Annotated in this window: 16 protein-coding genes; 3 read left to right on the forward strand and 13 right to left on the reverse strand. The window is 70.3% G+C overall.

The genetic code is table 11. The annotated features are described in order from the left end of the window. The first annotated feature begins 14 nt into the window (after positions 1-14). Positions 15-1,145, forward strand: a complete 1,131-nt coding sequence (locus Q1B08_RS10435; protein ID WP_299817970.1) for a carboxylate-amine ligase — start codon at positions 15-17, stop codon at positions 1,143-1,145. Here the strand turns inward: Q1B08_RS10435 and Q1B08_RS10440 are convergent, their stop codons facing one another. The 6 genes from Q1B08_RS10440 to Q1B08_RS10465 all read right to left on the reverse strand — a co-directional run bounded on the left by Q1B08_RS10440 (position 1,146) and on the right by Q1B08_RS10465 (position 7,810). After that, positions 1,146-2,069 (reverse strand): Gfo/Idh/MocA family oxidoreductase, encoded by a 924-nt coding sequence (locus Q1B08_RS10440; protein ID WP_299817973.1) that lies wholly within the window; start codon positions 2,067-2,069, stop codon positions 1,146-1,148. It lies immediately after the preceding gene. A gap of 2 nt (positions 2,070-2,071) precedes the next feature. Continuing rightward, positions 2,072-3,295 carry a multiple monosaccharide ABC transporter permease gene (gene mmsB, locus Q1B08_RS10445; protein ID WP_299817977.1) on the reverse strand — a complete coding sequence of 408 codons (1,224 nt, stop codon included), beginning with the start codon at positions 3,293-3,295 and terminating at the stop codon, positions 2,072-2,074. Positions 3,296-3,305: 10 nt separating this feature from the next. Further along, complete coding sequence (gene mmsA, locus Q1B08_RS10450; RefSeq protein WP_299817980.1) at positions 3,306-4,826, reverse strand: multiple monosaccharide ABC transporter ATP-binding protein; 1,521 nt, start codon at positions 4,824-4,826, stop codon at positions 3,306-3,308. Between the two features lie 55 nt (positions 4,827-4,881). Continuing rightward, on the reverse strand, positions 4,882-5,910 hold the full coding sequence (gene chvE, locus Q1B08_RS10455) for a multiple monosaccharide ABC transporter substrate-binding protein (RefSeq protein ID WP_299818327.1): 1,029 nt from the start codon (positions 5,908-5,910) through the stop codon (positions 4,882-4,884). A 173-nt stretch (positions 5,911-6,083) separates the two neighbouring features. Next, positions 6,084-6,914 carry a metallophosphoesterase family protein gene (locus tag Q1B08_RS10460; protein ID WP_299817983.1) on the reverse strand — a complete coding sequence of 277 codons (831 nt, stop codon included), beginning with the start codon at positions 6,912-6,914 and terminating at the stop codon, positions 6,084-6,086. Beyond that, complete coding sequence (locus tag Q1B08_RS10465) at positions 6,914-7,810, reverse strand: diacylglycerol kinase family protein (protein ID WP_299817986.1); 897 nt, start codon at positions 7,808-7,810, stop codon at positions 6,914-6,916. Before Q1B08_RS10465 ends, Q1B08_RS10460 begins: the two co-directional genes overlap by 1 nt. A gap of 195 nt (positions 7,811-8,005) precedes the next feature. On the opposite strand from Q1B08_RS10465, the gene Q1B08_RS10470 reads away from it, so the two are divergent. Together Q1B08_RS10470 and Q1B08_RS10475 are read left to right on the forward strand one after the other, a co-directional pair. Next, positions 8,006-9,310, forward strand: coding sequence for a hypothetical protein (locus tag Q1B08_RS10470; protein WP_299817989.1), 1,305 nt, complete (start codon positions 8,006-8,008; stop codon positions 9,308-9,310). Positions 9,311-9,340: 30 nt separating this feature from the next. Continuing rightward, on the forward strand, positions 9,341-10,375 hold the full coding sequence (locus Q1B08_RS10475) for a TAXI family TRAP transporter solute-binding subunit (RefSeq protein ID WP_299817992.1): 1,035 nt from the start codon (positions 9,341-9,343) through the stop codon (positions 10,373-10,375). Positions 10,376-10,958: 583 nt separating this feature from the next. Here Q1B08_RS10475 and Q1B08_RS10480 read toward each other — a convergent pair. The 7 genes from Q1B08_RS10480 to Q1B08_RS10510 all read right to left on the reverse strand — a co-directional run bounded on the left by Q1B08_RS10480 (position 10,959) and on the right by Q1B08_RS10510 (position 18,746). Next, positions 10,959-11,363 carry a hypothetical protein gene (locus Q1B08_RS10480; RefSeq protein WP_299817995.1) on the reverse strand — a complete coding sequence of 135 codons (405 nt, stop codon included), beginning with the start codon at positions 11,361-11,363 and terminating at the stop codon, positions 10,959-10,961. Positions 11,364-11,377: 14 nt separating this feature from the next. Continuing rightward, positions 11,378-13,669 (reverse strand): xanthine dehydrogenase family protein molybdopterin-binding subunit, encoded by a 2,292-nt coding sequence (locus Q1B08_RS10485; protein ID WP_299817998.1) that lies wholly within the window; start codon positions 13,667-13,669, stop codon positions 11,378-11,380. Further along, positions 13,669-14,121 carry a (2Fe-2S)-binding protein gene (locus Q1B08_RS10490; protein WP_299818001.1) on the reverse strand — a complete coding sequence of 151 codons (453 nt, stop codon included), beginning with the start codon at positions 14,119-14,121 and terminating at the stop codon, positions 13,669-13,671. The genes Q1B08_RS10485 and Q1B08_RS10490 overlap by 1 nt, the downstream gene beginning before the upstream one ends. A 180-nt stretch (positions 14,122-14,301) precedes the next feature. Continuing rightward, positions 14,302-15,348, reverse strand: coding sequence for a glycosyltransferase family 4 protein (locus Q1B08_RS10495; RefSeq protein WP_299818004.1), 1,047 nt, complete (start codon positions 15,346-15,348; stop codon positions 14,302-14,304). Continuing rightward, the gene (locus tag Q1B08_RS10500; protein ID WP_299818330.1) at positions 15,345-16,883 is read right to left on the reverse strand and encodes an ABC transporter permease subunit; all 1,539 of its coding nucleotides are present in this window, start codon (positions 16,881-16,883) and stop codon (positions 15,345-15,347) included. Before Q1B08_RS10500 ends, Q1B08_RS10495 begins: the two co-directional genes overlap by 4 nt. Before the next feature lie 62 nt (positions 16,884-16,945). Next, positions 16,946-17,743 (reverse strand): ABC transporter ATP-binding protein, encoded by a 798-nt coding sequence (locus tag Q1B08_RS10505; protein ID WP_299818007.1) that lies wholly within the window; start codon positions 17,741-17,743, stop codon positions 16,946-16,948. Beyond that, positions 17,733-18,746 (reverse strand): ABC transporter substrate-binding protein, encoded by a 1,014-nt coding sequence (locus Q1B08_RS10510; protein WP_299818010.1) that lies wholly within the window; start codon positions 18,744-18,746, stop codon positions 17,733-17,735. Before Q1B08_RS10510 ends, Q1B08_RS10505 begins: the two co-directional genes overlap by 11 nt. Positions 18,747-18,761: the final 15 nt, after the last annotated feature.

Raw genomic sequence — 18,761 nt, forward strand, 5'->3', positions numbered from 1 at the left:
ACGGGGAGAGCGGCATGGACGAGACACCGGCCTTCACGATCGGCATCGAGGAGGAATATCTCCTCACCGATGTCGAGACCGGCGATCTGGCCCGGGCGCCGGACTCGCTGATGGCGGTGTGCCGGGAGGCGCTGGGCGACCAGGTCAGCCCCGAATTCCTGCAATGCCAGATCGAGGTCGGGACCGGCATCTGCGACGATATCGGCATGGCGCGGGCCGACCTCGCGCATCTGCGCCGTACCGTGGCTGAGCTGGCGGGGGATTACGGCCTTCGCCCCATCGCGGCCTCCTGCCATCCCTTCTCCGACTGGCAGGACCAGAGCCTGACGGAAAAGGCCCGCTACCGGGAACTCGCGCGGGATCTGCGCGCGGTGGCGCGGCGGATGCTGATCTGCGGAATGCATGTGCATGTGGGCGTGGCCGACGAGGCGCTCAGGATCGACCTCTGCAACCAGCTCACCTATTTCCTGCCGCACCTGCTGGCGCTGTCGGCCTCCTCGCCGTTCTGGAAGGGGGAGGATACCGGGCTCGCCTCCTACCGGATGACGGTGTTCGACAACATGCCGCGCACCGGCCTGCCGCCGCATCTCGACGGCTGGGCGGACTGGCGGCGGTCGGTGGACCTTCTGGCGGATCTGGAGGTGATCGAGGACGGCTCGAAGATCTGGTGGGACCTGCGCCCTTCCGAGAACTTTCCGACGCTGGAGGCGCGGATCTGCGACGTCTGTCCGCGGATGGAGGACACGCTGACGCTGGCCGCGACGGTGCAGGCGCTGGTACGGGCGCTCTGGCGGCTCAGGCAGCGGAATCAGAGCTGGCGGCGCTACGACCGGTTCCTGCTGTCGGAGAATCGCTGGCGGGCGCTGCGCTACGGGGCGACGGGCGGGCTGATCGATTTCGGCGCCGGGCGCATCGCGCCGCTGACGGAGCTGGTGGAGGACATCCTCGACCTGATCGGCGAGGATGCCGGGGTGCTGGGCGCATTCGACGAGGTCGCGCGCATCCGCACGCTCGCCGCCGAGGGGAGCAGCGCCGACCGGCAGCGCGCTGTGCGGGATCGGGCGGTGGCGGAGGGTGCCTCGCAGGCGGAGGCGATGCGGGCCGTCGTGGACCATCTGGCCGACCAGTTCACCGCCGGCCTTTGATCACCATCGGAAGGCGGGCGCGGCGACGCGGCGGCCGAGCATGAACGCGTCCGCGACGAGGCGCAGGGGGGCGAGGTCGGCGTCGCGCTCGCCCCGGTCGATCAGCTCGGCGAAGCGCGCATAGAGGTTCGGGTATTCCCGGTTCTCCCCCACCGGCACCGGCACGCCGTCCACCGCCATCTCCGCCCCGCCCTTGGACAGCGTGAGCGTGCCGCTCTCGGTCGCGACCACGATGTCCCATTTCGGCTCCCCCGTCTCGAGCCAGTCGAGCGCCGCCTGCGCCCGGAGCCCGTCCGGTCCCGCGAAGGCGAGGTCGGCGGCGACGGGGGTGTCGCGGTTCTCGGGAAAGCGCAGCTCGGCCGCGGTGAGGCGCAGCGGATGCGGCAGGATCGCCGTCAGGATGGAAAACCCGTTGATTCCCGGATCGAACACGCCGAGCCCGCCGGCCTGCCAGATCCAGTCCTGCCCCGGATGCCAGTGCCGCACGTCCTCCTTCCAGGTCATCGAAACGTTGCGCACCCGCCGATCGGCCAGCCAGTCGCGCGCGGCGGGCACGGCGGCGGCGGCGCGGGAATGCCAGCTCGCGTAGAGGGTCACGCCCCGCGCACGGGCGAGGTCGATCAGTGCCTCCACCTCGCTCAGCGTCGCGCCGGGCGGCTTTTCCAGCATGACGTGCCGACCCTGTTCGAGCGCCAGCCGCGCGTCCTCGTAGCGGAATTGCGGCGGCGTGCAGAGCGAGACGCAGGTGACGTCCGCCCGAGCGTCGAGCAGGCTGGCGAGGTTGCGGTAGCCGTCGATCCCCTCCACCCCCGCGTTCCGGCTGGCCGTCGCCGCGAGGGTGAAGGCGCCGGTGCCCTGCAGGGCCGGGACGTGCTGGTTCCGGGCGATCTCGCCGATCCCGACGAGCGCGAGGGTGTGGGGCATGGTCAACTCTGCTTCTGCCTGTTGTAGACGTCAAAGATCACGGCGGCGAGCAGGACGAGTCCCTTGATGACCTGCTGGTAGTCGATGCCGATGCCCATGATCGACATGCCGTTGTTCATCACGCCCATGATGAAGGCGCCGACCACCGCGCCGACGATCCTGCCCACGCCGCCCGACATCGAGGCGCCGCCGATGAAGACGGCCGCGATCACGTCGAGCTCCAGCGCGAAGCCCGCCTTGGGCGTCGCGGTGTTGAGACGCGCGGCGAAGATCAGACCGGCGAGCGCGGCGAGGAAGCCCATGTTGACGAAGGTCAGGAAGGTCAGCCGCTCGGTCGCGATGCCCGAGAGCTTTGCGGCCTTGGAATTGCCGCCCAGGGCGTAGACGCGGCGGCCGAGCGTCGTCCGCTCCGTCAGGAACGCGTAGGCGACGGTCAGGACGCCCATCGTGAGGAGCACGTTCGGCAGGCCCCGGAACGCGGCGAGCTTCCAGATCAGGAACATCACCGCCCCGGCGACGAGGAGGTTCCGCACCCAGAACAGCGCCGTCGGCTCGTCCTCGATGCCATATTCACGGTTCCGCTGCCGCGTGTGCAGGCCGAGATAGAAGATCGCGCCCACGCCCACGGCGCCCACGACCAGCGCGGTCACGTTCGGGCGCCCGACGCCGAAGAGGTCGGGCACGAAACCGGTGGACAGAAGCTGGAACTCGCCCGGGAAAGGGCCGACCGACTGCCCCTCCAGGAGCCACAGCGACGCGCCCCGGAAGACCAGCATCCCCGCCAACGTCACGATGAAGGACGGGATCGACCAGTACGCCACCCAGTAGCCCTGCGCCGCGCCGATCAGCGTGCCGGCGAGGAGGCAGACGAGCATGGTGACGATGACGGGGATCTGCATCTCGACGATCATCACCGCGGCGAGCGCGCCGACGAAACCCATGACCGAGCCCACCGACAGGTCGATGTTGCCCCCCACGATGACGATCAGCATGCCGAGCGCCATGATGATGATGTAGCTGTTCTGCAGCACGAGGTTGGTGATGTTCCCCGCCCGCAGGAGCGTGCCGTCGGTCATGATCTGGAAGAACAAGATGATCGCGATCAGCGCGAAGAGCAGGCCGTAATCGCACAGGTGATGCCCGATATAGGAGGTCCAGCCGCGGCCATGGCGCGGTTCGTCGACCTGGGTGGTCGTGTCGTCGGGCCGGGTCGTGGTGTCGGACATGGACATCCCCCTAATGCGTCACGATGAGCGACATGATCCGCTCCTGACTGGCCTCGCCGGCGGAAAGCTCGCCCACGAACCGCCCCTCGTTCATCACGAGGATCCGGTCGCACATGCCCAGAAGCTCGGGCATCTCGGAACTGATCATCAGCACGCCTTTGCCCTCCGCGGAAAGCTCGTTGATGATGGTGTAGATCTCGAACTTGGCGCCCACGTCGATGCCGCGCGTCGGCTCGTCGAGGATCAGGACGTCCGGCCCGGCGAAAAGCCATTTGGACAGGACGACCTTCTGCTGGTTCCCGCCCGACAGGTTCAGCACCTTCTGGAAGACGTGCGGCGTGCGGATGTTCATGGCGCTGCGATAGCGCTCGGCCACGGCCGTCTCCTCCTGCTCGCTCACCACGCCGCGGCGCGCGACACCGTGCAGGTTGGCGAGCGTGACGTTGCGCGCGACGGTGTCGTCGAGGATCAGGCCGTATTCCTTGCGGTCCTCGGTCACGTAGGCCAGCCCCGCGTCGATGGCGCGCCGCACGGTGGACAGGTCGGCGGGGACGCCGCCGATCCGCGCCTCGCCGGAGATCTTGCGGCCGTGGCTTTCTCCGAAGAGGCTCATGGCGAGCTCGGTGCGTCCGGCCCCCATCAGCCCGGCGATGCCCACCACCTCGCCCCGGCGGATCGAGAAGCCGATGTCGCGCACGACGAGGCGACCCGCATCCTCCGGATGGGCGACGGTCCAGTCCGACACCTCCAGAAGCACCTCGCCCGCACGGCGTTCGCGCCGCGGATAGCGGTCGGCCATGTCGCGGCCGACCATGTCGCGCACGATCTGGTCCTCGCTCACCTCGGCATGGGCGGCGTCGCGGGTGGCCACGGTCGCGCCGTCGCGCAGGATGGTGATCGTGTCGGCGACGCGGCGCACCTCGTTCAGTTTGTGGCTGATCATGATGGAGGTGACGCCCTGCGTCTTCAGTTCGAGGATCAGGTCGAGCAGGACCTGGCTGTCGGCCTCCGAGAGCGCGGCGGTCGGCTCGTCGAGGATCAGCAGGCGCACCTCCTTCGCCAGCGCCTTGGCGATCTCCACGAGCTGCTGCTTGCCGACGCCGAGCGCACCGACCCTGGTTTGCGGCGCCTCGCGCAGGCCGACCTTGCGCAGAAGCTCCTCCGTGCGCAGATACGTCCCCTGCCAGTCGATGACGCCGCGCCGCGCCCGCTCGTTTCCGAGAAACAGGTTCTCGGCGATCGACAGGAGCGGGACCAGCGCCAGCTCCTGATGGATGATGATGATGCCCTTCGCCTCGCTGTCGCGGATGCCGGCGAAGCGGGCGGCCTCCCCGGCATAGACGATCTCGCCTTCATATGTCCCATGCGCGTGGACGCCGGAGAGCACCTTCATCAAGGTCGACTTGCCGGCCCCGTTCTCGCCGACGAGGGCGTGGATCTCCCCCTCCTCGACGGCGAAGCTGACGCGGTCGAGTGCCTTGACGCCCGGAAACGTCTTGGTGATCGCGCGCATCTCGAGAAGCGTGGTCATCCTGCGGATCCTTCGGGCGCCGGACGCGCCGCGCGGGCGCGCCCGGATGGGCCGGTCACTGGATCTGGTCGGCGGAATAATAGCCGCTGTCGACCAGCCGCTCCTCCCAGTTGGACTCGTCCACAGATTGCGGCTCGAGCAGGTAGGAGGGGACGACCTTGACGCCGTTGTCGTAGGTCTCGGTGTCGTTGATCTCCGGCTCGCCACCCTCCAGCAGGGCCTCGACCATGCCGACGGTCACGCGGGCCAGCTCGCGCGTGTCCTTGTAGACGGTCGAGTATTGCTCACCCGCGAGGATCGACTTGACGGAGGGGATCTCGGCGTCCTGTCCGGTGACGATCGGCATCGGCGTGTCGCCCGAGCCGTAGCCCAGACCCTTGAGCGAGGAAAGGATCCCGATGGAAAGCCCATCGTAGGGCGACAGCACCCCGTGGACCTGATCGCCGGTGTAATGCGCCGATAGGAGGTTATCCATCCGCGATTGCGCCACCGCACCGTCCCAGCGGAGCGTGCCGACCGTGTCCATGCCGGTCTGGCCGGACTTGATCTCGATCCGTCCCTCGTCGATCATCGGCTGCAGCACGCTCATCGCGCCGTCGTAGAAGAAATACGCGTTGTTGTCGTCGGGCGACCCGCCGAAGAGCTCCACGTTCCATGTCTCGACGTCCGGAAAGCGCTCCTTCAGCCCGTCGACCAGCGAATTGGCCTGCAACACGCCGACCTGGAAGTTGTCGAAGGTCGCGTAGTAGTCGACGTCGCCCGAATCGCGGATCAGGCGGTCATAGGCGATGACGGGGATCTCGAGCGCGGCGGCGTTGGCGAGCGCGTTCGACAGCGTCGTGCCGTCGATCGCGGCGATCACCAGGGCGTCGACCTCCTTGGTGATCATGTTCTCGATCTGCGCGAGCTGGTTCGGGATGTCGTCCTCGGCGTATTGCAGGTCGGTCTCGTAGCCGGCCGCCTCGAACTGCTCGACCATGGACTCGCCGTCGGAGATCCACCGCGCGGAGGACTTCGTCGGCATCGCGATCCCGATCGTTCCCTTGTCCTGCGCCAGGACGGGCGCGACCAGCCCGAACGTCATCACGAGGGCCGAAAGGCCCCGTATCATCGTCTTCATATCTTCCTCCCTGAGGCCGATCTCCACCACCGGCCTTCCCTTTCGGTCCGCGGAGGGATCGAGGTCTCTCCGCCCGCGTCGGAGTTTGGTCCGACCGGCCCGGTCGCGCAAACGAAAACTCGGGCCCGCCGCCGACCTCAGGCTTGTCCGGTCGGGGTCGGGTCGGGCGTCGACGTTCCCTCGTCCCGCCATGCACTCCCGACCTTGACGAAGCGGACGGTGCGGGTCGGGGCGAAGTTCGTCGATTCCGCGGCGGCGGTCCATTGCTCCACGGCGACGCGCGGGCCGTCGATCGTCAGGAGGTTGAAGTCGTTGGGCTCGCCGCGGACCCGCGTCGACAGGCCGGTCCCCGCCTGCACGAAGAGCACGCCCGCCTCATCGGCGAAGGGCCGGGCGTGCCACGTGTGCAGATGTCCCGACAGGACGATGTCGGCGCCGCAATCGCCCATCCGCTCCAGCGCTCCGCGCGCCCCGCGCATCAAGCGCTTCTCGACGGTCGGGGAATGCTCCAGGGGATGGTGCAGCATGGCGATGTGCATCCGCCGCCCCGCGTTCCCATCGAAGGCCCGGCAGACCCGGCGCATCGTGCGCCGTCCGATCCGGCCGCGCTGCCACGACCAGTTGTTGACGGTGTTGATCCCGACGATGGCCACCTCCTCGTCCTCCCAGGAGGGTTCCAGCTCGGGGTGGATGTAGTGCCGGTACCGGTCCCATGGCCTCAGGAAACGCACGAACAGGTTGTCGAGCGGCGTGTCGTGATTGCCCGGCACGGCCAGCCACGGCACGGCGAGCTGCGACAGGAAGGCCCGGGCGGCGCGATACTGACCCAGCCGTGCGCGCTGCGTGAAATCGCCGGAAACGGCGACGAGATCGGGGGCGAGCCGGTTGATCATGGCGATGAGCGGCCGCAGGAGCTCCGGCCGGTCGCGACCGAAATGCAGGTCGGAGATATGCAGGATGCGCCGCATCAGGCACGTTCGGGCGCGACGACCGTCAGCGCGTCCTTCAGGACCTCGAAATGGAACGGCGAGTCCATCCGTTCCCGCTCCCCGTCCCGCGCCACGAGGCGACGGCGGTGCGAGGTCTCGATGTCGATGCTCTCGCCGCTGTAATACTCGAAGTCGCGGCCGCGGCGCATCGACCGCCAGGCCAGCCGCACGGCGAAGCGGAACAGTCCGAAGCGCGAGCTGTCCGGCGCGAGGAACAGGGCGTGGCGTCCGGCGCGCACGTCCTCGACGCCCTCGAGCTGGAACTGCTCCAGCTGGAAGTCGCTGCGTGCCACGAAGGCGAGCGGGGTCTTCTTGCGGACCTCCCGCCCGTCGATCATGACCCGCATCGTCAGCGGTCGATGGAAGCGGAAGAAGGTGACGATAACGGACCAGTGCGCGGCGACGCGCGACCGGCCCCAGCGCCGGTAGGTCCCCTCGCGCTGGGCGAGGATCGCGGGATAGATCCCGAGGCTCGCATTGTTGAGGAAGATGCGTCCGTTCACCGCGCCGAGGCTGACCGTCCGGGTCGGGCCGTCGGCCAGCAGGTCGATGCCGGCCTCGACATCCTCCGGCAGACCGAGCCCGCGGGCGAAGAAGTTGAACGTGCCCATCGGCAACACGCCGAGGATGCGCTCGTGACGGTGAGCCGCGGCCGCGACGGCCGAGATCGTCCCGTCGCCCCCGGCCGCGACGATGGTCCGGTAGCCCGCGCCCGCGATCTGGTCGATCTCCGCGATGAAATCGGCATTCTTGCCGATCACGCGGAGGTCGAACCGACCGGGATGCCGGTCGATCGCCGTCTGGATGCGGTCGCGGACGCCCGGGTCCCGCTTTCCGGCCTTGGCGTTCAGGATGATGCAGATGTCCGGTTCCATGCGCGGGCGACCCTGTCTTGAATAGTGGCGCTGGCGCGCGGTGATTGGCGGATCCGGAACGCGCGAACTTGCACGGCGGTTCAGCGAAGCGGCGCCGCCGCCCCGGCCTCGACGCCGAATGTTCGAATGACGTCTTGGCAGCGTCGCCATACCGCGGTTAGTCTCCGAGACGAAAGCGCGATCGCAGGGGGGGACGTGGCGCAGGATCGTATTTTTTCGCGGGTCTCGTCTCGCGCCCTTTGCGTTCTCGTGCTCGCCCTCGGGGCCGGATCGGTGGCGAGCGGACAGGAGGCGGACCCGCGGGCCGAAGAGGCGGACGCGGCGAACGTCGCACCCGCACCGGCCTCTGGTGCCCTGAACGAGACCGCGCCCATCGCCGGCGACGAGCCTGAGGCCACGATGGAGGAATCGTCCGGGGCGTCGACGCCGCGTGGCATTTCCCCGGAGGTCGAGGCGGCCCGGTCCACTTTGGCGCGCCTGTCCGAGGAGCGTGCCGCCGCCGAGGCGGCGCGCGACGACGCCCAGCGCAAGGTGGAGGAGGCCAAGGCGACACGGGACGAGCTGGCCGCCGTCCTCGTCGACATGGAGGCGCGACAGGAAGCGCTGATGGAAGCGCGCGACGCGGCCGAAGCGGCGCGCGACGCAGTGCGCACCGATACGGAGGAGGCCGAGGCCGCGCGCGACCGGATGCGCGCCACGGTCGCCGACCTCGAGGCGCAGCGCGACGCGGTCGCCGCCGAACTGTCGGAGGGGCGCGCCGCGGCGGAAGCGGCGCTCGGCGCCGTGCAGGCCGAGATCGGGGTGGCCGAAGCGGAAGGGGACCGACTCGCGGAGGTCGTCGCGGAGATGGAGGCGCGGCGCGACACTCTCACGGCCGACATCGGCGCGGCCGTCGTCAGCGCGCGGCGGGACCTCGACGCCCTGTCGCGCGAGCAGGCGGAGGTCCAGACGGAGCTCGACGCTGCGCGGGCGGCGCAGCGCGCGGCCCGGGAGGAACTCGAACAGCTGACGACCCGCCAGACGGAGGCCCGGGAGGAGCTCGACACCCTACTGTCGCAGGTCGCCACCGCGCAGGAAGCGCAGGCCACCGCGGCAGAGCTCGCGGAGACGGCGAAGGCGGCCCGCGACGAGATCGCGGCCGAGCGCGACAGCGCCGCGGCCGAACTCGCCGCCCTCCGTGAGACGCTCGGCACCCTGCGCGCGGACCGCGACGCGGTCCGGGCCGAGCTGGAGGAGTTGCGCGTCACGCAGGAGACGGAGGCGGCCGAAGTCGCGGTCGCGGCGGAGCTGCCGCGGCGCGACACGGCGCCGCCCGTGGGCGAGATCGCGCTGGCAATCCGGGCAGCGCCGGGGCTCGACGCGGCGACAGCGGAGGAGCGGACGGAACTGCAGGCGGTACTGGCCGACCGGGTCTGCACCTACGAGGCGCTCGCGGAGGTTTTCGGCACGGTGAACCGGCAGACGCTGGTCTCGATGGTCCGCGACCTGGGGCGCTGCTGAGGCGAACGACGGGATGAAAGGACGACGGTGATGACGAAGCTTGGGCGGATCGCGGCGCTGGCGGTTCTTCTTCTGATTAATCTGGCGCCCGCCACGGCGCAGGAACTCGCGAAGAACATCCTGACCGGCGGGCCGACCGGGACCTACATCAAGATCGGGCGCGACATCGCCGGTGTGATGGAGGGGTGTGGTCAGACGCTGACGGTGCACGAAAGCGCGGGCTCGCTCGAGAATTTCCTCGGCGTGCGGAACCGTCCCGCCACGCAGTTCGGCATCGTCCAGAGCGACGTTCTGGAGTACCTGCAGACCTACTCCGCCGACGATCCGGCCATCGCCCGCGCGGTCGCGGGCGTACGCATCGCGTTTCCGCTCTACAACGAGGAGGTCCACATCCTCGCCGCGCGCGAGATCGAGGACGTGTCGGACCTCGCGGGCCGGCGCGTCGCCATCGGCGTGGCCGACAGCGGCACGTTCTTGACCGCGTCCCTGATTCTCGACCTGACCGGCGTGGAACCGGGCGAGACGCTGACGATCGGGCCCGACGAGTCGATGGCGCAGCTTCTCGACGGCGGGATCGATGCGTTCTTCTACGTCGCCGGCGCGCCGACGGCCCTGTTCGAGGAGACGGAGATCGACCCAGAGCGGTTCCACCTCCTGCCGATCTCGGACGAGGTCCTGCAAGCGGTCTACACGCCGACGGAGATCCCCGCGGACACCTACGCCTTTCAGGATGAGCCGGTGGACGTGGTCGCGGTCAAGGCCGTGCTGATGACCTATGAATACGACCCCGCCCGCAACGCCTATCATCGGGCGAGTTGCGAGGCCGTGTCGGACGTGTCCAACCTGATCCTGACGCAGTTCGAGACGCTCCGGACCGAGGGCCACCCGAAATGGCAGAAGGTCGACCTGAACGACCTGCCGCCGGGCTGGGAGATCGGCACCTGCGTGAACGCGGGCCTCGCCGCCGATTACGTGCCGAACTGCCCGAACCTCGCGCCGCAGATGGAGGAGAACGCCGCGAACTCGGCTTATCGCGACCGGATCTGCGCGGCGATCGGCTGCTGACCGGACAGGCCGATGGAAAGCCGGCAACGGGGCAAAGGCCTGAAGCGATGTTCGCTCGGGTCGACCAGTGCCGGTTTTTCAAAGGCGGGTCCGGGTCGCGGTCGGGGCGTAAAGCCTCCCCGCCATGTCGGAGCGGTCAGGGATCGCCCGGCCCTTGCGGCCGGGTGAAACCATGGCGGACAAGGTGAAACTCAAACGCTCGTCGCGCCTTGGGAACTGGACCGGCCCTCTGGCCCGCGGCGCCGTACCGGAGTCGGAACCGCAGACACCGTTCATCGCCCATTATTGATCCCGGAGGACGTGACGTCGATTGCGTCATCCTGTCGGTGTCGGATCGCATTGACCTGGGCATTCGAAAAAGCGATCCGTCCGCGCCGTCCAGCACCGCGTGAAGCTTGCCCGTAAGTGGCTTCCTTGTCGTTCGGGATAGCCGCCCTGCGGCGAGGCGTCGGGTCCAAAAGCGACAACGCGCCCGGCCTTGTCTTCGAACGCGGCTGGCGCCGGAAGCGTCCGTCGGGCGGGCCGGAACGGAAGGTCCGGCGGCCCGCCAGGATTCCGCCGGGCGAAAACGCCGCCGGAGGCGTCAGTCCTCGAGCAGCGTCAGAACCAGATCGTCCATGGCCTCCGAGCAGGCCGCCTCGTCGCCGCCTTCGGCAAGCTCGCGGGCATTCTGCAGCGCTGTCCGGGCCTGGATGATCCGTTCGCCGCCTTCGCCCGCCTCCTCGGCTTCCTCGACCTCGGCGGCCTCCTCGTCCTCCTCCTGGAAGGGCACCGGATCCTCTGCCCCTTCTTCGGGTGCCTCCATGGCCTGCGCCTCGCGGGCGCCCGCGACGGCCTGCCCTCCGGAGGAGGCGGAGATCGCCTCGCCCGCAGCGCGGTCGAGGATACGCTCGAAATCGTCGATCCGCCCGGCGCAATCCTGCGCGAGGGCCGGCCCCGCCAGAAGCAGCGCAGCCGCGACGATCAGGGATGATTTGATGCTGTGCACGAGGTGACCTTTCGTCAGCTGCGGAGTTGATCGCCGATGGGCAGGGTGCGGATGCGCTTGCCGGTCGCCGCGAAGACCGCGTTCGTGATCGCGGGAACCACCGGCGGCAGGCCGGGCTCGCCCACCCCGCCGAGCGGCTGATCGTAGCCGGAATGCGAGGTCACGAGATGAACGTCGATCCGTTTCGGCGCATCCTCCATCCGCGGGACGAGGTAGGTGTCGTAATTGTCCTGCTCGGCGCGCCCCTTCGCGAAGGTCACCTCGCTCATCAGCGCCTGACCGATCCCCATAAGGACCGCGCCCTCCATCTGCGAGCGGATGCGATCGGGATTGACCTGCGGTCCGCAATCGATGGCGATCGAGACGCGGGGGACGGAGACGAACCCGTCCTCCACCGTCACCTCGGCGGCCACGGCGACGTAGCTGACGAAGCTGTAATGCCCGGCGATGCCGAGGCCGCTGTTCTGCGGCATCTCGCGGCCCCATTCGATTCCCTGCGCCGCCGCCTCGACCACGGCCGCCATGCGGCCCGTGTCGATCGGATAGACATCGGGGTTCTCGCCATAGTTCCAGACGTCGCCCTGGTCCCGCGGATCGACCATCTGCGCCGGGCCGATCACATCCAGGAGGTAATCCTTCGGGTCGCGCCCGGCGGCCTCAGCCAGTTCGGCCACGAAAGACTGGATCGCGAAGGCATGCGGGATATTGGAGACCGAGCGGTACCAGCCGATGCGCACATGGGCCGCCGCCTCCGGGTTCTCCGCGCGGACGTTCTCGATGGCGAGCGGCATGTTGAGAAGCCCCATGCCGAGCTCGAAGGGCAGCTTCTGCATCGGGTCGGGCGCGAAGATCGAGCCGATCGTGGGCGCCGCGGTCCGGTGCAGCCATGCGACCGGCGCGCCGTCCTCGCCCAGACCCGCCTGCATCTTCTCGACCGAGACGGTGTGATAGTAGCCGTGGTTGATGTCGTCCTCGCGCGTCCAGGTCAGCTTGACCGGCGCGCCGTCCATCGCCTGGCTCAGGATGCCGGCCTCGAGCACGAAGTCCGGCTTGGACTTGCGCCCGAACCCGCCGCCCAGAAGCGTCACGTTGACGGTCACGTCTTCCTTTTCGAGTCCCAGCCGCTCCGCCAGCCTGAGCCGCGTCACCTGCGGTGCCTGCGTGCAGGCCCAGGCCTCGGCGCGACCGTCGCGGATCTCGACCAAGGCGGCCGGCGGCTCCATCGGCGCCTGCGCGAGATGCGGAATGTAATATTCCGCCTCCAGCGTCTGCGCCGCGCCTTCCAGCGCCGCGTCGACGTCGCCTTCGTCGCGGATCACCGTGCCGCCCGGCGCATTCGCCGCCTCGGACAGGGTCTTCCGATAGGCCGCGCTGTCGTATGTCGCGTTCGGCCCGTCCTCCCACTCGATCTCGAGCGCATCGCGGCCCTTGATGGCGAGATAGGTGTTGCGCGCGATTACCGCGACGCCGCCCAACGGCGCGAACTCGGTCGGGAAATCGACCGGGTCGATGGCCACCACCTTCTCCACGCCGTCGATGGCGAGCGCCGCGCTGTCGTCGTAGCGCGCGGCACGGCCCCCGTAGACCGGCGGGCGGGCGATCACGGCGTAGAGCATGCCGTCGCGGCGCACGTCGATCCCGTAGGTCGCCTGCCCCGTCGTGATATCCATGTTGTCGACGAGCCCGATCTCCGAGCTGCCGATATAGCGGAACTCGGACGGGTCCATCAGGACGAGCGCGTCGCCCGCGGGCACGTCGAGCTCCATCGCCGCGGCGGCGAGTTCGCCGTAACCGAGCGCCCGGCCGGAGGCCGCATGCGTCACCTCGTGGTTGCCGGCCGTGACCTCGGAGACGTCCACGCCCCACTCGTCGGCCGCCGCCTGCGCGAGCATGGCGCGGGCCGCCGCGCCGGCGCGGCGCATCGGCACGAAGAAGTGCCGCAGGCTGCGGGAGCCGTCGGTATCCTGGTTGCCGTAGGTTTCCTCCTCGCCCGGCGCCTGATCAACCCGGACCCGGTCCCAGTCGGCGCCGAGCTCGTCGGCCACGACCATCGCGATGGAGGTCCGCACCCCCTGACCCATCTCGGAGCGGTGACAGGTGATGGTGACGGTGCCGTCCGCGTCGATGGCGATGAAGACCTTCGGGTCGTCGGACCAGCCGTTCGGCATAGCGTCGCGGCCGAACTCCGGCTCGTCCTCCTGCGCGCGGCCGGGACGCGGCAGCCCCACGGCCAGCACGAAGGTCGCGGCGCCGAGGCCGCCCAGCACGCCGCGGCGGCTTACGTTCAGGATCGGTGTATCGCGCATCACTTCGCCTCCGCCGCTTGCCGGATCGCCGCCCGGATCCGGGTGTAGGTTCCGCACCGGCAGAGATTGCCGCTCATCGCGTAATCGATGTCCTCGTCGGACACGGTCTCGGACCCGTCCACGAGGGCCGCGGCCTGCATGATCTGCCCGGCCTGGCAATAGCCGCACTGGGCGACGTTCAGATCGCGCCAGGCGACCTGAACCGGGTGATCGCCGTTCTCGGACAGGCCCTCGATCGTCGTGACCTCCGCACCCTCGAGCGTACCCACGGGCGTGACGCAGGCGAAGGTGGGAAAGCCGTCCACGTGGACCGTGCAGACTCCGCAGGCCGCGATGCCGCAGCCATACTTCGTTCCCGTCAGCCCGAGTTCGTCGCGGAGATACCACAGCAGCGGCGTTTCCTCGTCCCCGTCGAACTGCCGTTCGGTTCCGTTCACAACGATGTTGACCATCCGCCTATCCCTCCGCGTCGCGTCCGGTCGGCATCGCGCCGCATCGCCCGGACCGGGTGCTCTGTCCAAAGATGCGCCCCGACCGGCATCTGTCCAGCCCCTGTCCCCCCTGGGGGCGACTTTTTCCGATGCGGACGCCTCCGTCGGGTGCCGCGGGGCGCCCGGTTCGCGACCCGGGCCCTAGCGCGGGCCGGGCGCCGCGTCGCGCACGGCTGCGGCGACTTCGCGCGCCGTGTCGGACCAGCGGGGCAGGGCGGCCCCCGCGCGGGCGGAAGCGGCGGAGAACGCGTCGCGCGTCGCGGCGTCCGTGAGTAGCCGGCGCAGCGCCCCGGCGAACGCGTCCGGATCGCCGGGCGGCACGAGGAGGCCGGCCTCGCCGACCGTGTCGGGCACCGCCCCGGCCGCGCAGCTGACGATGGGCAGGCCCCAACCCATCGCCTCTCCGAACGCGATCCCGTAGCCCTCGTAGCGCGTGGCCAGCGCGAAGATCGACGCTTGCGCCCAGACCCCGCGCAGGGCCGCCGTGTCGAGCTCGCCGGCGAAGCCGATACGGTCCGACAGGCCCGCCGCGCGAACCTGCGCCACAAGCGCGTCGGCCACGGCCGGATCGTGGACGGCGCCGACGATCCGGGCCTGCCAGTCGAGATCCGCGATCCGGGCCAGGGCCGCGACGAGGACGTCGTGGCCCTTTCGCTCCGCCAGAAGCCCGACCGAAAGGATCAATGGCGGCGTCGCGGGACGGCGCGGGCCCTCGGGCATCTCGAAGCCGGGCGGCGCCACCGCGATCCGTGCTGCGGGCACGCCGAACTCGGTGGAAAGGATCCGCGCGGTGTGCGGGCTCGGCACGACGATGCGCGCGGCGTGACGCAAGGAGGCCGCCTCGTTGGCCCGGAGGAACGCCGCGCGGTCGGGCGCGAGGCCGGTTTCGAGGCCGAGCGGATGGTGGATGATCGGCACGAGCGGCGCGGCGAGGCGGGCCAGCCCGCCGGGATCCACCGTGCCGGGAACGAAGCCGTCGAGCAGGACGGGCACGTCGGCGGGAACCCGGCCGAGCAGGTGCAGGGTCTCCGCGACCTCCGCCGGGGTGGGGTCGGGAAAGCCGTCGGGCAGTCGCAGATGCGCGATGTCGTGGCCCAGGGCGCGCAGTGTCCGCAGAACCGTCGCCTCGTAGATGAAGCCGCCGGTGCGCCGGTCCATGTCGCCGGGGATCGCGAAGACGGCCCTCATCGCGCGAGTTGCTCGGGGCCGTAGACGCGCAGGACCGCCCGCTCGATCCGCGCGACGAGCGCGTAGGCCAGCGTCGCGGTCAGCGCGACGAGCGCCGTCGCGCTCCAGAGCATGTTGTAGCCCGATGTCGACGCGGTGAGCGCCATGAGCCCGCCGATCCCGCGCCCGGTAGCGAGCCATTCGGCGGTGGTCGCCGCCAGGATCGCCGCCGGCACGCCCATCCGGGCGGCGGCGAAGAAGGCGGGCAGCATGGCGGGCACGCGCGCGAGGGCGAGGGTGCGCCAGCGGCCCGTCGCGTAGCTCGCGAAGATGTCGATCACCTGTCCCGGTGCCTGCCGGAGCCCCTGCAAGGCGGCGACGAGGGTCGGAAAGAAGATCATCACCGCGACGATGGTGATCGTGCCCGTAGCCCCGCGTCCGAGCGCCAGCACGAGAAGCGGCGCCGTCGTCACGATCGGCACCGAGCGCAGCGCGACGGCCAGCGGCAGCACGATTGTCGCCAGACCGGGGGCGAGCACGACGGCGCAGGCGAGCCCCGCCCCGAGCGCGAGCCCGGCAAGGTAGCCCGGCACCGCGTAGAACAGCGTCTCGCCGTAGGCGCCCGCAAGCGCGGCGCGATGCGATGCGGCCCCGGCGTCGGTGACGAGGAAGGCCAGCACGTCGCCGGGGCGCCTGGCGAAGAACGGGCTCAGGCCAAGCGCGTCCATCCCGCCCTGCCAGAGCGCCAGCGTGGCGAGGATCGTGACCGCGAGTTCGCCCGCGCGCCGCATCCGCCCGCGCCGGATTGCCGGGGCGGGCGCGGCGAGAAGCAGCGCGGGCGGGTCCGTTACGAAGCCGAGGAGCGCGCCGAACGCCCGGTAGGCCACGATCGCGATCCCGGCCGCGATCAGCGCGATGGCCCAGGTCGCGTCGACGTCGAGCGCGCGCATGGCTCGGATCGTCAGCACGCCGAGCCCGCGCTCGGCCCCGGTGAACTCCCCCACCATCGCGCCGAGGATGGCCGCCGGGACAGCGATCCGCAGCCCGGCGGCGAGATAGGGCAGGGCCGCCATCGCGCGGATGTGCAGAAGCTGCGCGCCCGCGCCGCGCCCGTAGCTCTCCACGAGGTCGAGCCAGCTTCGCGGCACGGCCCTGAGCCCGACGAGGAGCGCGAGCAGCGTGGTGTAATGCACGGCGAGCGCGGCGAGCGCGATCTGCGGCCCGTTGCCGGGCCCGAGAGCCACGCGCAGGATCGGCCCCGTCGCGACCAGCGGCAGGCAGAAGACCACGAGCGACAGCGCCACGACGCAACGCTCGAGCCGCGGGACGAGCAGGATCGCGGCGGCGAGGGCGACCGCCGCGAGGTTGCCCCAGAGAAAGCCCCAAGCCGCGTTGGCCAGCGTGATCCCGGCGGCGTGCGCGAGCAGGCCGGCATGTTCGACCCCGTAGCGGGTCACGGCGACGGGTCCGGCGAGGACGTAGCTGCCGGCGTTGAGCCGGGCGAGCGCTTCCCATGCGACCAGAAGGCCGGCGACGCTCAGAACCTGCCACGCCACGGGTCCGGCGCGGACGACGATCCGGGCGGCCGGATGCGTGCCGCGTCGGGTCACGGGTGCGTTCACTGGGCGGCCAGGGCGCGGCCGGGGGCGCTGGTCCGCAGCGCGCCGGCGATGCGGGCGATCCGTTCGCGCAGCGCGGAATCGTCCTCGTCCCGCGGGCGGGGCAGGGGGACGTCGATCGCCGCCACGATGGTCGCGGGGCGGGGTGACAGGACGAGGACGCGGTCCGCCAGCATCGCCGCCTCCACCACGGAATGGGTGACGAGGATCGCCGTGGTCCCCTGCCAGAGCGCGGGAAGGTCGCGGTTCAGACGCCGGCGCGTCAGCTCGTCCACCGCGCCGAACGGCTCGTCCAGGAGGAGCAGCTCCGGCGCGCTGACCAGGCAGCGGGCAATGGCCGCGCGCTGTCGCATGCCCCCCGACAGCTCCGCCGGGCGCCGGTCGCCGAAGCCGCCGAGCCCGACCGTCTCGATCAGGCGCTCGACCCGGGCCGGATCGGCGGGCCGGCGGGCGAGCCGCAGGCCGAGCGCGACGTTGCCGCGCACGCTGCGCCAAGGCAGGAGCGCGGCGTCCTGAAACGCCATCGCGAGTCCCGCCCGGCGGGCGAGGTCGTGCGGCGTCCCGCCTCCGATCCGGATCGCGCCCGCGCTCGGCCGTTCCAGCCCCGCGATCATCCGCAGGAGCGTGGACTTGCCGCAGCCCGACGGGCCGACCAGCGCCGTGGTGCGTCCGGCCGCGAAGGTCGCGTTGAGCGGGCCCACCGCCGGCACCGGGTCGCCGGACGCGTCGAACACCTTGACGAGATCGGTGCAGAGAACGGCGTGACCGGGCGCGGCCGGGGCGCCGTCAGGCGCCATGCAGCTCTTCGAGGATCGAGCGGTCCCAGAGTTCGGGACCGACGTCGCGGCCGAGAAGGGCCAGCGTCTCGATATTGGCGGCGACCGTTTCGGGGGTGAACCAACCGAATCCCTGCGCGTCGGTGAGCGGCGAGAACATCAGCGGCACCTGCCGCTCGGCCTGCATCACCTGGGTCGCGAGGTCGAGCCCGGAATCGGGGAACATGCGGACCGTCAGGCGCGCCGCCGCCGCCGGATCCGCGGCGTAGTCCGTCCAGCCCGCGATCTCTCCCCGCATCAGCGCGACGAGCTCCGCGCGGCGCGAAACAAGGCTCTCCTCGGTGGCGATATAGGTCTGCGAGTGCAGCGCGTAGCCGTGATCGGCCATCAGCATCGTGACCGCCTCGATATCCTCCATCGCCATCGCGACCGGCAGGTCCGTGGCCCAGCAGAGCAGGCAATCGACCTGTCCGGCCAGAAGGGGGGCCGCGTCGTATTGCGTCGGCACGACCTCGATCGCGGTCAACGCCACGCCGTTCAGGGTGCAGAGCGCCTCGAGCACCGGCATGTTGGCGAGCGCCATGCCGATGCGCTTGCCCTCCAGATCCTTCGGCACCTCGACCGGATTGCCTGGCAGGGAGGCGATGGCGAAGGGGTTCTTCTGCATGGCCACGCCGATGATCCGGAACGGCGCGCCCTGCGCCACGGCGGCGGCGGTGTAGTCGGCGGCCGAGATCCCGACAAGCGCGTTGCCCGCGACCACGGGAGGCTCCACCGGCGCGTTCGGGCCGCCGGGCAGGAGCGTCACGTCGAGCCCCTCCTTCGCCCAGTAGCCACGGTCCCGCGCGATGTAGCTGCCGCCGAACTGCACCGAATGGAGCCAGGAAAGCTGCAGCGCGACATCCCGGGTCTGTGCGAAGCCCGGCCGCGCGAGCCCGGCAAGGCCCAGCGTCGCGGCGCCGGTGCCGATCAGGCTGCGTCGGGTCAGGCCGGGAGCGGCCCCGATCGTCCTGTCACGTGTCATCGATCCGTCCCTGTC

This window comes from uncultured Jannaschia sp. (genome assembly GCF_947494025.1).
In the GTDB taxonomy this organism is placed as follows: Bacteria; Pseudomonadota; Alphaproteobacteria; order Rhodobacterales; family Rhodobacteraceae; genus Jannaschia.

Coding starts and splice junctions, on each gene's coding strand:
- Q1B08_RS10435 (WP_299817970.1), top strand. CDS start 15: ATGGACGAGACACCGGCCTTCACGATCGGCATCGAGGAGGAATATCTC.
- Q1B08_RS10440 (WP_299817973.1), bottom strand. CDS start 2,069: ATGCCCCACACCCTCGCGCTCGTCGGGATCGGCGAGATCGCCCGGAAC.
- mmsB (WP_299817977.1), bottom strand. CDS start 3,295: ATGTCCGACACCACGACCCGGCCCGACGACACGACCACCCAGGTCGAC.
- mmsA (WP_299817980.1), bottom strand. CDS start 4,826: ATGACCACGCTTCTCGAGATGCGCGCGATCACCAAGACGTTTCCGGGC.
- chvE (WP_299818327.1), bottom strand. CDS start 5,910: ATGACGTTCGGGCTGGTCGCGCCCGTCCTGGCGCAGGACAAGGGAACG.
- Q1B08_RS10460 (WP_299817983.1), bottom strand. CDS start 6,914: ATGCGGCGCATCCTGCATATCTCCGACCTGCATTTCGGTCGCGACCGG.
- Q1B08_RS10465 (WP_299817986.1), bottom strand. CDS start 7,810: ATGGAACCGGACATCTGCATCATCCTGAACGCCAAGGCCGGAAAGCGG.
- Q1B08_RS10475 (WP_299817992.1), top strand. CDS start 9,341: ATGACGAAGCTTGGGCGGATCGCGGCGCTGGCGGTTCTTCTTCTGATT.
- Q1B08_RS10485 (WP_299817998.1), bottom strand. CDS start 13,669: ATGCGCGATACACCGATCCTGAACGTAAGCCGCCGCGGCGTGCTGGGC.
- Q1B08_RS10490 (WP_299818001.1), bottom strand. CDS start 14,121: ATGGTCAACATCGTTGTGAACGGAACCGAACGGCAGTTCGACGGGGAC.
- Q1B08_RS10495 (WP_299818004.1), bottom strand. CDS start 15,348: ATGAGGGCCGTCTTCGCGATCCCCGGCGACATGGACCGGCGCACCGGC.
- Q1B08_RS10505 (WP_299818007.1), bottom strand. CDS start 17,743: ATGGCGCCTGACGGCGCCCCGGCCGCGCCCGGTCACGCCGTTCTCTGC.
- Q1B08_RS10510 (WP_299818010.1), bottom strand. CDS start 18,746: ATGACACGTGACAGGACGATCGGGGCCGCTCCCGGCCTGACCCGACGC.